Raw genomic sequence first — 13,658 nt, forward strand, 5'->3', positions numbered from 1 at the left:
CAGGATCACCAGCATGGACAGGATCAAAAAGCCCCACTTCTCGCCGGGCAGTTCCAGCATCCACTCCTCCAGCAGGTAGTCGCCGCCGGTGTAACTGAACACCATGGAGAAGGCGGTGGCGCCGATCAGGATGGCAAACACCATGGCCGTCACCTTGACCGTGTCGCGGGCACTGTCCCAGATCATCCGGAACGAAAACTGGCGATAGGCAATCGCGAGCACAACGGCGCCGACCCCGCCCAGGGCAGAGGACTCGGTGGGGGTGGCAATGCCGGTAAAGATGGAGCCGAGCACGATCACGATCAGTGCCAGTGGCGGGATGATGGCGATCAGCGCGCTGACAACCTCCTGGCGACGGGTGAGGCCGGAATCGTCCGGCATGGCCGGGGCGGTTTCCGGCTTGAATCGGGTCAGCACCAGAATGTAGACGATATACAGGCCCACCAGCACCACGCCGGGGATCACCGCGGCCTTGAACAGGTCGCCGACCGGCAGGCCCAGCACGTCGCCGAGAATGATCAGGATGATCGACGGCGGCACGATCTGGCCCAGGGTGCCGGCCGCGCAAATGGTGCCGCAACTGAGGCGGGTGTCGTACTTGTGGGCCAACATCACCGGCAGGGAGATCAGCCCCATGGCCACCACACTGGCGCCGACCACGCCGGTGGAGGCGGCCAGCAGCGCACCCACCAGAATCGTGGAGATGGCCAGCCCGCCGGGCAGCCCGCCGAACAGCCGGCCCATGGAGGTCAGCAGCTGCTCCGCCAGCTTGGTGCGCTGCAGCACCACCCCCATGAAGATGAACAGGGGAATGGCCATCATCACCGTGTTCTGCATCACGCTCATGATGCGGAAGGGCATGAAGGAAAAGACTTCGGGTCCTAAGCTAATCAGGCCGAACACCAGGGCGACACCGCCGAAGGTGAAGGCCACCGGGAAGCCCCACAGCAGCATGACCAGGCATACCGCAAACATGATGATGCCGATCATGCCAGGCCCTCCTTGCTGTTCTCATCGTGGTAGGTCTCGTCGCCCTTCAGCACCCGGATGGCGTAGGTCGCCATGCCCAGGCCGCTGGTGGCGGTGAACACCGCCGAGAACGGAATCAGCGCCTTGATGATCCAGCGATACGGCAGCCCACCGGGATCGCCGCTGCTCTCGCCGAGGCGGTAGGATTCCAGCGCGAAGTCGTAGCCGTAATAGCCGATCAGGAAGGCGAAGGGGATAACGAAGGCAACAGCGCCCACCAGGTTGACCCAGGCCTTGAACTGGTTGCTGCGGCCGGCGTAGATCACGTCCACCCGCACGTGACCGTCGGTGCGCAGGGCGTAGGGAATCCCCAGCAGGAACACCACCGAGTAAAAGTGCCACTCCAGCTCCTGCATACCGATGGAGACATCGTTGAAGATGTAGCGGGTGATGACGTCGTAGAAGACGTTGAGGAGCATGAGGATCAAGGCCAGGCAGGCCACCCAGCCACAGAGGTAGGATAAGCGGGCCAGGCCCTTATCCAGCGAGATAATCCAGCGCATGATCATTCCTATAACCGGCAAACCGCGCCGGCGGTTTATGATGGTTTATACCAAAACGCCGGAGCTGTTCCAGGGAGCAGCTCCGGCGGTATCATGCAGGGGATCTTACTCCAGTTCCGCCATGGTGTTGAGGTAGGCGCGGTCGGAGATCTCGGTGTAGGCGCGGGCCTGTTCCAGGTACTGGGCCTGGGAATCGACGATGCGCTTGGCCAGCTCGTCCCCTTCGGCGGCTTCGGCCAGCAGCTTCTGGTTGGCCGCGTACATGGCCTGGATCACCTCGTCCGGGAAGGTGCGCACCTCGATGTTCGGGTGCTCCTGCTTGATGGACGCCCAGGCGCGTGCGTTCTCATGCATGGAGTGAACCAGCATGTCGTAGGCGGCGGTGCGCATGGCAATGCGCAGGATCTCCCGCAGGTCGTCCGGCAGTTTCTCCCAGGTGTCCTGGTTCACCAGGAACTGCAACTCGGTCGCCGGCTCGTGCCAACCGGTGTAGTAGTAGTCGGCAATCTGCTGGAAGCCCAGGCGCAGGTCCAGGGCCGGGCCAACCCATTCGGTGGCGTCGATGGTGCCACGCTCCAGGGCGGTATAGAGCTCGCCCGGGGCGATGTTGGTGGGGTTGACGCCGACTTCGGCAAACACCTCACCGGCAAAGCCCGGAATCCGCATTTTCAGCCCCTGGAGGTCTTCCAGGGAGTTGATCTCATCCCGGAACCAGCCGCCCATCTGGATGCCGGTGTTGCCACCGGGAAACGACAGCATGTTGTGGGGCTCGTAGACTTCCTGCATCAGCTCCATGCCGTCGCCGTAGTAGAACCAGGCGTATTGTTCCAGGGCGGTCATGCCGAAGGGCATGCTGGTGAAGAACAGGGTGTTGGGCACCTTGCCCTTCCAGTAATAGGACGCGGAATGGCCCAGGTCGTACTGGCCGGCCTTGACCATGTCGAAGATGCCGAATGGCGCCTTGTGTTTGTTGGCCGAGTCGATGCGGATTCGCAGCCGTCCGTCGGACATCTCCTCGGCCATTTTGGCCATGTTCTTGGTGGCGTCGCCAAAGATCGGGAAATTGGGGCCCCAGGTTTCGGCCAGGCGCAGGGTAAAGCGATCCTGGGCGGCCACCTGGCTGGCTGCCAGGCCTGTGGCCAGAACCAGGGCTACAGCGGTCAGAGCAGAACGTAATTTCATGGCGCTTCCATCCTCTTTTGTCGTTGTTGTGCGCGGAGTCGTGGGCAATCCCGTGAGTTCCGTCGGGACTCCGGATTTGGGCCGGGCTGCCCGGACACAAACCCATCGGTCATTATGCTAGATGATTCCTGGAGTTATAGTTAGCCGAACGTCGTAGTGCGCAGTATGGCGCAAGTGCCCCATCGGGGCACCCGGTCAGTCGTTCTGAACTAACTGGTCAAACAGGTATTCCCGGGCGGGCATGGGCCGACCCAGGAAGTAGCCCTGCCCGATATTGCAGCCCATCTGCATCAGGAGCTCGTGCTGGTCCTGGCGTTCGATGCCTTCGGCGGTGACGTCAATGTCGAAGGCTGTGGCAATGGCGATGATGGAGCTCACCAACACGGTGCCTTTGCTGGACTGCAGCTCATCGATAAACGACTTGTCGATCTTCAGTTCGTCCACCGTCAGGTTCTTCAGGTAGCTGAGCGACGAGTAACCGGTGCCGAAGTCATCCAGGCTGATGCGGATGCCCAGTTGCAGCAGACGGTCCAGGTTGGCGGAGACCGCGCGGCTCATCTCGATCACCACGCCTTCAGTGATTTCCAGCTCGATGGCGGTGGTGGGCAGTTGGTGGGTGTTCAGGGTATGGGTCAGGAAATCCACCAGATCCAGGCTGGCGAAGTGGCTGGCGGTGATGTTGATGGCAATCGGGGGCACCTCCCGACCCTGGCCCCGGGCGTCGGCGATGAGCGCGGCCACCTGGCGGATCACGTAACGATCGAGACGCTGGCCCAGGGTGCTGCGCTCGGCAATGGGGACAAACTGCGCCGGGGCGATGAAGCCGTTCACCGGGTGGGGCCAGCGCACCAGCGCTTCGTAGCTGATCACCTGGCCGGAATCCAGGCGTACCTTGGGTTGCAGGTAAATATCCAGTTCGTCGTTGAGCAGCGCGGACTTGAGGCCCTGCTCCAGTTCCAGTTCCTGCTGCATCAGGGCGTGGTCGTGGGGGTTGTAGAAGGCAATCAGCTCATTGCGCGCCTTGGCCCGCCGGGTGGCGGCTTCGGCCAGTTCCGACAGTTCCTCCGATTGGTCGCAGTCCTTGGGGTACAGCACCACCCCGATGGAACCGCTCAATGGAATGCTGTGGTCCTGCACCTGTACCGGTTGCTGCAGGCTGTTGAGCAGCTGTTGGGCCACCGAGGACACGTCCTTGGCGGCGGAGACCGGCAGCGCCATGAGGAACTCGTCACCGCCAACCCTGGCGCTGAGCCCTCCATTGGGCAGACAGTTGCGAATCCGTTGCGCCATCTCGATGATTACCAGGTCGCCCACGTTGTAGCCGTAGCGCTGGTTGATGGAGGCAAACCGTTCACAGTCGAAGTGGAGCATGGCGAACTGGTCGTGAGTTTCCGGCAGTTGCCGCAGTGCCTTGAGGAAGGCGCGTTTGTTGAGCAGGCCGGTGAGCTGGTCGTGGCTGCGCAGGAAGCGAGCCTGGGACAGCGCCGCTTCCATCTCCGAGACATCGATGCCAAAGCCCTGGAGTTCCCGGCCGTATTCCTCGCTGTCCGGCAATCGCCGGAACGACCAGTCCACCAGGGTTTCCCGGTCCCTGGTCTTCATGGCCAGCTTGAGGTTGACCGCGTCCTGCTCCGGCGGCTCGGCAAACAGCGCTTCCAGGGTGCCGCGGGGAGACCGCTGTTCATCCTCCAGCGTGGCACTGAGCGGCATGCCGATCAGCTCCTTCTGCTGAATGCCCAGCAGGTCGCTGAACGACGCGTTGGCGAAGGTCAGGCGCATCTGACTGTCGAGCCGGCAGATCAGCTGTTTCTGGCTCTGGACTATGTCCTTGTAACGACGCTCGGCGCGGCCCAGGCGCACCAGTACCGACTTGTACTCACTGAGGTCGTGACAGATGCCGACGAACAGTTTGCGGCCATCCTGTTCCGATTCGCCCACCGACAGGTGCATGGGAAAGTCACTGCCGTCCTTGCGTCGCCCGGTGACGTCCCGGCCAATGCCGATGATGCCCGCCTGCCCCGTGTTCAGGTAGTTGCGGATGTAGTCATCGTGCTCTTGGGCGTAACGCTCGGGCATCAGTATCTTGACGTTCTCGCCGAGTACCTCGTCGCGGCTGTATTGGAACAGCTGTTCGGCGGCGGCATTGAAACTGGTGATCAGGCCCCTGTCATTGATGGTGATGATGCCATCGACCGCGGCATCCAGCAGGGCATGCTGCAGCTTCTCGAGGGAAGCGCGCTCCGCGAGCGTGGTGCGGTAGGTGGTGAGGTCATGGCAGATGCCGACGAACAGTCGCTGACCCTGGACCCAGGCCTCGCCCACGGACAGGTGCATGGGGAAACTGCGGCCGGACTTCTTCAACCCGAACACATCCCGGCCAATGCCGATGATTTGGGCCTGGCCGCTGTTGCGGTAGTTGCGCAGGTATTTGTCATGCTGGCTGCGGTAGGGTTCCGGCATCAGCTTGCGAATGTTCTGGCCGATGCACTCGTCGGCGGCGTATTCGAACAGCTCCTGGGCGGAATCGGAAAAGTGGCGGATGATACCGGTCTCGTCGATCACCACGATGGCGTCGGCGGCGGCGTTCATCAGCGCATCGTAGAGGGTTTCCGCTTCAACCGTTGGCAGTTTCCGGGGCATGGTTACGCACCTCCGCGCCTGCTCCACAGGAGCGGCGCGATGGCAGGGGTACCATACAAGGAGCGGGAGTGGTTCGGAGTCGCACAGAGCAGCATCTTTCTGGCCTTCCCTGGTTGCTAAGCATCCTGGCAAACGGCGTAGGCTTCACCATTCAGTATAGATCCCAGCGCTCCGATTGCGAGGGAACGCCCCTGAGGATTCATAAAAGTTAAACGCCGTCGTCAACAAAGATTCGATGGATGTCGCCCGGTATCGGGGGGTGTAATGAAGACTCACTACCCCGGAGGGAGAAGCAACCATGACTCGGAACGAACAGCCTTCACTGAATCGGTTGATGATGAATCAGGGCACACCACAGGACCCCAGCCGTCGGGCCCGGGTTGAGGCGGCCAGAAAGTTGTGGCAGAAGAGCCGGGCGTGGCTGGCGCAGCGTCGGGCCGGTAAACAAAACGGGACGGATAAATCCAGGCCGGTGGCGCGTCGGCCCTGCCCCCAGGGATAGGGGCTTTAGGGGACGGTCCCCGGGGTCGCGGGGCCGTCGCCCAATGTTCAGTGTGACCAGAACGGCTTGTGCATTTCCCGCAGCAGGTCCCCCGGCTGCAGGCCGATATCCTGCTCGATCCAGGCCAGCCATTCCGGGCTGGCGTGAGAGAACTCCCGACGCAACGCACGACGACGGTTGGATCGCCAGATCCAGGTGCGCACCAGCTGTACCGGATGGGCGCGGTCGGTGACCGGCGAATAAACGGTCTGAGGGTGGTTCATGGCGCAATCTCCCTGCCAATGGCTGTTCATTGATGGTAGGAGCGCCGGGGCGCCGACGGAATCAAATTTAATTTGATGCGGTGTTAGTGAAAAGCGAACGCCCTATGACCCTGTCTGAGCCCGGATTCAGGGTGTATGCTGGTAAGCCCGGGTAATATCGCGGTCCCGTCTGGCTTGTTGGCAAAGGAAGAGAGCATGCACATACAACTGGAAAAACTGCGCTCATTTGTGTTGATCGCGGAAGAGAAGAACCTGACTCGTGCGGCGCAGCGTCGGCATTCGACGCCGGCCGCGGTCAGCACCCAGTTGCGTCAGTTGGAGGAGGCCCTGAATCTCCAGCTGTTCGAGCGGACCAGCAAGGGCATGGTGCTGACCGAGGCCGGCCTGAAGGTGTTGCCCCTGGCGTATCGCATACTGGGCAATCTGGCCGAGCTGGAAACCACCGCCCGGGCCATCGCTGGCAACCGCCGCAGCGAGCTGTTGCTGGGGCTCAATGCCTTGCCGGAGCTGCTGCGGATCGAGTCGGTGCTGGAAACCACCGCCCGGGATTTGCCGGAGGTGTCCCTGGTGGTCAAATCGAGCAATTCCGTGGACATCCAGCGGGCGGTGCTCGACGGAGAGCTGGATGTGGGGTTTGTCTACGGTGGCCATGAGGCGGAGACGCTCAAACGACGGGTGCTCGGGCATATCCGGGTGGTGACCATCGCGCCGCTGAACCGGGGGCTGGACCGGCTGCCCGACAGCGCCAGTGACCTGGCCTGTTTGCCCTGGGTCGCACCGTCGCCCAGCTGTCCCTACATCGATCTGCTGCGGGAACGTTTGGGCGTGCACTATCCCGCCGCCAACGTCGCCACCACCTCAGACGACGAATACTCCACCATTGCCATGGTCAAGGCCGGCCTGGGGATCGGCCTGGTGGCGGAGCACCTGGCGGATATGGCGGCCGCCCGCAACGAGATCCGGGTGTTTCCGCAGACTGCGGCCACCCTGTCGTTGTACCTGGTGACCCGTCGCGACCGTTGTCAGCAGGTTCCCGAGTTGGCGGCCTTTACCCGCTTGGTGGAGGCCCAGTGGCTGGGCCGGGCATTGGCGGACCGGCAGCGCCGGTCGTTGGACGAACCCGCGGCGGCCCCCGTCAGTTGAGTCGGGATTGCGGCTGCTTCAGGAAGGCATCGGTCAGCACCGTCAGGTGGCGCTCAAGGGTCTGGGCGAAGTCCAGTTGGAACACCTGCAACGGCCCAGAGGCCAGGGCGTCACGCACCGTGTCGGTGGGGTGCGTCATGTGCCAGCAACCGATCAGCGCCTGCTGGCACTGCAACAGGTAGTGAAGGCAGGCGGCCTCATGGCGTCCGGTGGCTGACTGAACTTGGGCCAGCAGCCGGTTCAGCTGTCCCAGCAGGTAGCGCTTGAACTCCCGGGCTTCCTCGGTGCTCAGTCCGGTTTCCAACGCCACGTGCAGGATGGCGGTGAGCCGGCAATAGACCGGGTGGGCGAGCAGGGTGTGAATCATTCCCTCGGGAAAGGATTCGCTCCCCTGCGACGTCAGGTCGTCGACGAAGGCGGTCAGGGCGCGCCGGTACACCGCGAGGAACAGCAGCTCCTTGCTGCGGAAGTAACGGTACAGCGCGGCCTTGGTGAGGCCGGTGGCCGCCGCTACATCCGCCAGGGTCAGCCGGTCCAGGCCCCGTTCGCTGAACAGCGCCTCCGCCGCGTCCAGAATCTGGGTTTCCCGCTGGGCTTTCTCCTGTTCACTGCGCGCTCTCTGGCGACCGCCACACAACCTGCCTTTCATTCATGCCTCACGCCTGTAGCCAACCCGCAATCCGGCGGGTGATCCATCGGGGCGACAGTTTACCAGACCAGACCATCAACAGGTTCATCAACCCCGGAATGACGATGGCACTCCGGCGCCGGGCCAGGGATTTGCGCACCACCTGTTCGGCGGGCATGACCGAGCCGCTGAACAGCTTGGTGCCGGTCAAATTGGCTTCGCTGGCAAACTCCGATTCAGTGGCGCCGGGGCACAGGGCACTGACCGCCACGCCGGCGTCCTTCAGTTCCTCGTGGAGGGCCTCGGAGAACGACAGCACAAAGGCCTTGCTGGCGTAGTAGATGGCCATCTTGGGCCCCGCCTGGAAGGCCGCGGTGGAGGCCACGTTGATGACAAAACTCCCCGCTTGCGCCTTCAGCAGGGGCAGCAGGTGCCAGGTCAGGGCGACCAGAGAGGAGACATTGACCTGAATCATCGCCAGTTGGCGCTCCAGCGGCAGCTGGTCGAACTCACCCCGGTCGCCGAAGCCGGCGTTGTTGACCAGACCGCACACGGCCCAGCCGGCCGCCTTGATGGTGCGGGCCAGCTCGCTGGCCCCGTCCGCGTCTGCCAGGTCGGCCTTGACCACCTGGGCGGTGACGCCGTAACGCTCGGCCAGCTCGCCGGCCAGGGCCTGCAGACGCTCCTCGCGGCGGGCCACCAGAATCAGGTCCTGGTGCTGGCTGGCCAACTGGTGAGCAAACACTTCGCCAATGCCGGCGCTTGCACCGGTCAGAACGACATACGCCATGATCCACTTCTCCTGTTAAGTAAACGACGGTCACTTAACTTACACTGGTTGCCCGGGATAGTAAATAACCTCGGGTTACTTATGTTTCGGGGAGGATGTCGCCGCCGTGGCTTAAACCTCTCCCGGATTGCGTTAGCATGAAGGAACCGAATTACCAACGAGCGACAGGGAGAAGGCAGTGAAACAGGTATTGATTACCGGTGCCAACCGGGGAATTGGGCTCGAACTGGCTCGTCACTATGCCGCGGAAGGCTGGTGTGTGATTGGCGTTTGCCGGCAGTCGTCCGAGGAGTTGCGGGCGGTGGCCGGTCAGGTTATCGACGGTGTTGACGTGACCCAGGACGCGGGGATCGCCCGTGTCACCACCGAGCTGGGGGATCAGCCCCTGGACTTGCTGATCAACAACGCCGGCCTGTTGCAGGATGAACAGCTGGGCAGCATCGATTTCGATTCCATTCGCCGTCAGATGGAAATCAACGCCTATGCACCGTTGCGGGTGACCGAGGCGTTGCTGGTCAACCTGCGCGACGGCAGCAAGGTGGCCAACATCACCAGTCGCATGGGCTCCATTGCCGATAACGACTCCGGCGGCCGTTACGGCTATCGCGCCTCCAAGGCGGCACTGAATGCCTTCGGCAAGTCGCTGGCAGTGGACCTCAAGCCCCGGGGCATTGCCGTGGCGCTGCTGCATCCGGGCTTTGTGAAGACCCGCATGGTGAATTTCGGCGGGCTGATCACACCGGAGGAGTCCGCGGCCGGCCTGGCCCAGCGGATCGCGGAACTCAACCTGGACAATACCGGCACGTTCTGGCACAGCAATGGCGAGGTGCTGCCGTGGTGACGCCGCCGCGAGTGAACCCGCTGGGCCAGCCCATTGGACCGTCGGTGGGGGACTGGCAGCCACCGCCCTGGCCCCCGCGCACCGTCCTGAAAGGGCGTTACTGCAGGCTCGAGCCGCTCGATCCCGAGCGCCATGGGTCCGATCTGTGGACGGTGTTTGCCGAGGATGCCGAGGGCCGCGGCTGGACCTACATGCCCTATGGCCCCTTTGCGGACGAACTGTCGTTCCGGCAGTGGCTGCTGGACACCTGCTGCGGTGACGATCCGCTGTTCTTCGCCATCGTGGAGCCGCAGAACGGCCAGGCGGTGGGGGTGGCCAGCTATTTGCGGATCACCCCGAGGCACGGCGTGGTCGAGGTGGGTCACCTGCACTTTTCCCGGCGCATCCAGCGATCGCCGGTCACCACCGAGGCCATGGTGCTGATGATGCGTCAGGCCTTTTCGCTGGGGTATCGCCGCTACGAATGGAAGTGTGACGCCCTCAATGCACCCTCCCGGGCGGCGGCGCAGCGACTGGGCTTTCACTACGAAGGCACGTTTCGCCAGCACGTGGTGTACAAGGGGCGCTCCCGGGATACCGCCTGGTTTGCCATCACCGACGCCGACTGGCGAGAACTGGAGCCGGTGTTCGAACGCTGGCTGGCTCCGGAGAACTTCGGCCCAGAGGGGGCCCAGAAGACCCGTCTCAGTGACATGACGGCCGGCCTGAGCCCCAATTAACCGGATCCGGGGACGGCGTCACAGTCGACCCCGCCAGTCCGGTCTATGCTCCGGGTACGGTGCCCGTTCGTCGCTGGTCAGGGAAGATCGAGAATCGAAGGAGGGATGTGTGAAGGCATGGCTTGACCGGTTCTACCAACAGGAATCCCGTCGGGTGCTGGCGACCCTGATACGGCTGCTGGGGGATTTCGACCTCGCCGAGGAGGCGCTGCACGAGGCGTTCGTGGCGGCCATGAAGCAATGGCCGCAGGAAGGCATTCCCGCCAACCCCCGGGCCTGGCTGGTGTCCACCGGCCGCTTTCGGGCGATCGACCAGATTCGCCGCCGGGCCCGTCACGATGCCATCCTGGCCCAGCTCGCCGAGCAGCTGGACACGGTTACCAACGAAGAACCGCCGGAGTCCATCGAAGACGACCGTCTGCGGTTGATCTTCACCTGCTGCCACCCCGCTCTGTCCACCGATGCCCAACTGGCCCTGACCCTGCGGGAGGTGGGGGGACTCACCACCGAAGAGGTGGCCCGGGCCTTCCTGGCGCGGCCCACCACCATTGCCCAGCGGATCGTGCGGGCCAAGGCCAAGATCCGCGATGCGGGCATTCCTTACGAGGTGCCCGAGGGTGAGGCCCTGGCGCCGCGTCTGGAATCGGTGCTGGGCACCATTTATCTGATGTTCAACGAAGGCTACTCGGCGCGCTCCGGGGAGCAGTTGCTCCGTCGCGCCCTGGTGGACGAGGCCATTCGCCTGGCCCGACTGCTGTGTGAACTGCTGCCGGAGCCGGAAGCGTTCGGTCTGCTGGCCCTGATGTTGTTGCACGATGCCCGGCGTGATGCCCGCATCGATGCCAACGGCGACCTGGTACCCCTGGAGGAACAGGATCGTAACCGCTGGCGGCAGGACCAGATCGAGGAAGGCCGGAATCTGGTGCTAAGGGTAATGACGGGCCGCGGTTACGGCGCCTATACCCTTCAGGCCGCCATCGCGGCGGTGCATGCCGAGGCGGAGCGGTTCGAAGACACCGATTGGGGACAGATCGCCGGACTGTATACGGTGCTGCACGGCATTGCGCCTTCCCCGGTGGTGGCGCTCAACCGGGCGGTGGCGGTGGCCATGAAACACGGAGCCGCGGACGGGCTGGCCCTGCTTGAGGCCCTTGAGGCCGACGGCCGGCTTGCCGGTTATCACCCGTTCCATGCCGCCAAGGCGGACCTGTTGCGGCGGCTGGAGCGATGGGATGAAGCCCGGCAGGCCTACCAGCGGGCCCTGACGCTGTGCGGGCAGGAGCCGGAACGACGATTCCTGCAGCGCCGGTTGGCAGGGATGGACGCCGGCCCGGTGTGATGGTCGAAATCACCGGGCCGAATTCGACCAGACAGGGGGAGTCATCCGCGGTGGCGGAACACGCCCTGGACGTGTCGACACATCACAGAAGGAGAGTACCGATGAACTACCTGGCGTTGGTGTATTACAACGAAGACATCATCCGGGCGATGTCCCAGCAGGAATGGGATGCGCTGAACCGGGAATGCATGGCCTGTGTCGAGGGGCTGAGTGCCAGCGGGCATTTCGTTGACGGTCATGCCCTGCAGACCACGGAAACCGCGACCACGGTGCGGCTGCGGGATGGCAGACTGAGCACCACCGACGGTCCCTTTGCCGAGACCAAGGAACAGCTGGCCGGCTTCTATCTGTTGCAGGCGCGGGACCTGAACGAGGCCATTCAGTTGGTGAGCAAGATTCCGCCCCTGCGTTTCGGCAGTGTGGAGGTGCGGCCGGTGCGGGAACTCCAGCCCGAGGGCAACATCACCGGGGCGAAGTCATTGGCAGAAAACTGAGGGAGCTGCAGATGAATCCACGCATGAGCATGATCACCCTGGGGGTGAGTGACCTGGAGCGCTCGGTCCGGTTCTACCGCGATGGCCTGGGCCTGCCCCAACTGGACTCCCCGCCGTCGGTGGCCTTTTTCCCCCTCAACGGCACCTGGCTCGGGCTGTATGGTCGCCAGGATCTGGCGGAAGATGTCGGGGTGCCGGACGACGGTCAGGGGTTTCGGGGGGTGACCATCGCCCACAACCTGCCCTCCGAGGAGGCGGTCGACCGGTTAATGGAGGAAGCCCTGGCCGCCGGCGCCACGTTGGTGAAAAAGCCCCAGACGGTCTTCTGGGGCGGCTATTCCGGCTACTTTGCCGATCCGGACGGCCATCTGTGGGAGATTGCCCACAACCCCTTTGCCTGGGTTGGGCCGGAGGACCCTTGACTCGCTCCTCGTGCTGGCGATCCTTCGCCGGAGTCAGGTAAGCTTGGGCTCCAGGCCCACGGCCCCCTTCATCCCCAACCAGGGCGCGATGGATGTTACCCGAACTCGGTATAATCGAAGGATTTTACGGTCCCCTGTGGAGCTGGCAGGAACGGACGCAACTGGTCGAGGCGCTGGCTCCGGAGGGCTATCGCTTCTACCTGTACGCACCCAAGGCCGATCCTTTCCTGCGACGACGCTGGGCAGAACCCCACCCCGAAGCCGACGCGGATGCCATTGCCGGTTTCGCCCGCCATTGCCAGTCGCTGGGAGTGCGTTTCGGCATCGGCCTGAGCCCGTTCGAGATCTTCAACCACTTTGACGATGACGCCCGGGCCGCTCTGGCCGCCAAGTTGGCCTGGCTGGATCGGCTGGGGATCCGGGACCTGGCGATCCTGTTCGACGACATGCGCAGTGATACCAGTGCCCTGGCCGCTACCCAGGCGGATATCGTGCACTGGGTGGCCGAGCGGAGTGCTGTTGACCGCCTGTTTGTCTGCCCCAGTTACTATTCCGACGACAGCGTACTGGACCGGGTGTTCGGTGAGCGACCGGCGAACTACCTGGAGGACCTCGGACGGTTGCTGGACCCCGCAATCCAGGTGTTCTGGACCGGAGAGGAGGTCTGCGCCCGGGAAATCTCCCCCGGCCACCTGGCCCGGGTCACCGGTCAGCTCCGGCGCCGGCCCTTTCTCTGGGACAACTACCCGGTCAACGACGGCGACCGCATGTCCCGACACCTGCACTTGCGCGCCTTTACCGGCCGGCCGGCGGACAACGCCCGGCATCTGGCCGGCCATGGCATCAACCCCGCCCTGCAGCCGACCCTGAGCCAGATACCGGCCCTTACCCTGGTGGCCTGCTATCGCCAGGGTAAGGGTTATCAATACGGAGCTGCGTTCGTCTCCGCCGCCAGGGCAACACTGGGAGATGCCCTCGCCACACAGATTCAGCGAGACCTGCTACTTTTAGAAGACAGTGGCCTGGGCCGTCTGTCGAGAGAGAAGCTCGCGGAGCTACAGCGCCGCTATCAGACGTTTGACCATCCCGCTGCCAGGGAAGTGGTTGCCTGGTTGGCCGGCCATTACCAGGTCACCGACGACATGGTGCAGACCCAGTAATCG

General features: G+C 63.5%; 14 protein-coding genes. 7 read left to right on the top strand and 7 right to left on the bottom strand.

Features of this window, described 5'->3' with window-relative positions; all coding sequences use genetic code 11:
- The 5 genes from R3175_RS14070 to R3175_RS14090 all read right to left on the bottom strand — a co-directional run.
- The coding region (locus tag R3175_RS14070; RefSeq protein ID WP_318944952.1) for a TRAP transporter large permease at positions 1-990 on the bottom strand (990 nt) is incomplete at its 3' end.
- Positions 987-1,532: a TRAP transporter small permease subunit gene (locus tag R3175_RS14075; RefSeq protein ID WP_318944953.1), complete on the bottom strand. Its 546-nt coding sequence runs from the start codon at positions 1,530-1,532 to the stop codon at positions 987-989. The genes R3175_RS14070 and R3175_RS14075, both read right to left, overlap by 4 nt.
- Positions 1,533-1,637: 105 nt before the next feature.
- Positions 1,638-2,714: a TRAP transporter substrate-binding protein gene (locus R3175_RS14080; RefSeq protein WP_318944954.1), complete on the bottom strand. Its 1,077-nt coding sequence runs from the start codon at positions 2,712-2,714 to the stop codon at positions 1,638-1,640.
- Between the two features lie 195 nt (positions 2,715-2,909).
- Positions 2,910-5,354 (bottom strand): EAL domain-containing protein, encoded by a 2,445-nt coding sequence (locus R3175_RS14085; RefSeq protein WP_318944955.1) that lies wholly within the window; start codon positions 5,352-5,354, stop codon positions 2,910-2,912.
- 549 nt (positions 5,355-5,903) lie between these two features.
- The gene (locus R3175_RS14090; protein WP_318944956.1) at positions 5,904-6,119 is read right to left on the bottom strand and encodes a hypothetical protein; all 216 of its coding nucleotides are present in this window, start codon (positions 6,117-6,119) and stop codon (positions 5,904-5,906) included.
- A gap of 195 nt (positions 6,120-6,314) precedes the next feature.
- Between R3175_RS14090 and R3175_RS14095 the strand changes: the two genes are divergently transcribed.
- The gene (locus R3175_RS14095) at positions 6,315-7,262 is read left to right on the top strand and encodes a LysR family transcriptional regulator (protein ID WP_318944957.1); all 948 of its coding nucleotides are present in this window, start codon (positions 6,315-6,317) and stop codon (positions 7,260-7,262) included.
- On the opposite strand, the gene R3175_RS14100 is transcribed toward R3175_RS14095, so the two are convergent.
- Positions 7,255-7,911: a TetR family transcriptional regulator gene (locus R3175_RS14100; protein WP_318944958.1), complete on the bottom strand. Its 657-nt coding sequence runs from the start codon at positions 7,909-7,911 to the stop codon at positions 7,255-7,257. The genes R3175_RS14095 and R3175_RS14100 overlap by 8 nt on opposite strands.
- A 7-nt stretch (positions 7,912-7,918) precedes the next feature.
- The gene (locus R3175_RS14105) at positions 7,919-8,680 is read right to left on the bottom strand and encodes an SDR family oxidoreductase (RefSeq protein WP_318944959.1); all 762 of its coding nucleotides are present in this window, start codon (positions 8,678-8,680) and stop codon (positions 7,919-7,921) included.
- A gap of 178 nt (positions 8,681-8,858) precedes the next feature.
- On the opposite strand from R3175_RS14105, the gene R3175_RS14110 reads away from it, so the two are divergent.
- The 6 genes from R3175_RS14110 (at position 8,859) to R3175_RS14135 (ending at position 13,655) form a co-directional block, all read left to right on the top strand.
- Positions 8,859-9,521 (top strand): SDR family oxidoreductase, encoded by a 663-nt coding sequence (locus R3175_RS14110; protein WP_318944960.1) that lies wholly within the window; start codon positions 8,859-8,861, stop codon positions 9,519-9,521.
- Entirely contained in the window at positions 9,518-10,240 is a 723-nt protein-coding gene (locus R3175_RS14115; RefSeq protein ID WP_318944961.1) for a GNAT family protein, read from the top strand. Before R3175_RS14110 ends, R3175_RS14115 begins: the two co-directional genes overlap by 4 nt.
- A 109-nt stretch (positions 10,241-10,349) precedes the next feature.
- Positions 10,350-11,579, top strand: a complete 1,230-nt coding sequence (locus tag R3175_RS14120) for an RNA polymerase sigma factor (RefSeq protein ID WP_318944962.1) — start codon at positions 10,350-10,352, stop codon at positions 11,577-11,579.
- A 101-nt stretch (positions 11,580-11,680) separates the two neighbouring features.
- The gene (locus R3175_RS14125; RefSeq protein WP_318944963.1) at positions 11,681-12,073 is read left to right on the top strand and encodes a YciI family protein; all 393 of its coding nucleotides are present in this window, start codon (positions 11,681-11,683) and stop codon (positions 12,071-12,073) included.
- An 11-nt stretch (positions 12,074-12,084) separates the two neighbouring features.
- Positions 12,085-12,495 carry a VOC family protein gene (locus tag R3175_RS14130; RefSeq protein WP_318944964.1) on the top strand — a complete coding sequence of 137 codons (411 nt, stop codon included), beginning with the start codon at positions 12,085-12,087 and terminating at the stop codon, positions 12,493-12,495.
- A 92-nt stretch (positions 12,496-12,587) separates the two neighbouring features.
- Positions 12,588-13,655, top strand: coding sequence for a beta-N-acetylglucosaminidase domain-containing protein (locus tag R3175_RS14135; protein WP_318944965.1), 1,068 nt, complete (start codon positions 12,588-12,590; stop codon positions 13,653-13,655).
- Positions 13,656-13,658 lie beyond the last annotated feature (3 nt).

Origin of the sequence: Marinobacter sp. (genome assembly GCF_033722735.1) — a bacterium.
Taxonomy (GTDB): Bacteria; Pseudomonadota; Gammaproteobacteria; order Pseudomonadales; family Oleiphilaceae; genus Marinobacter.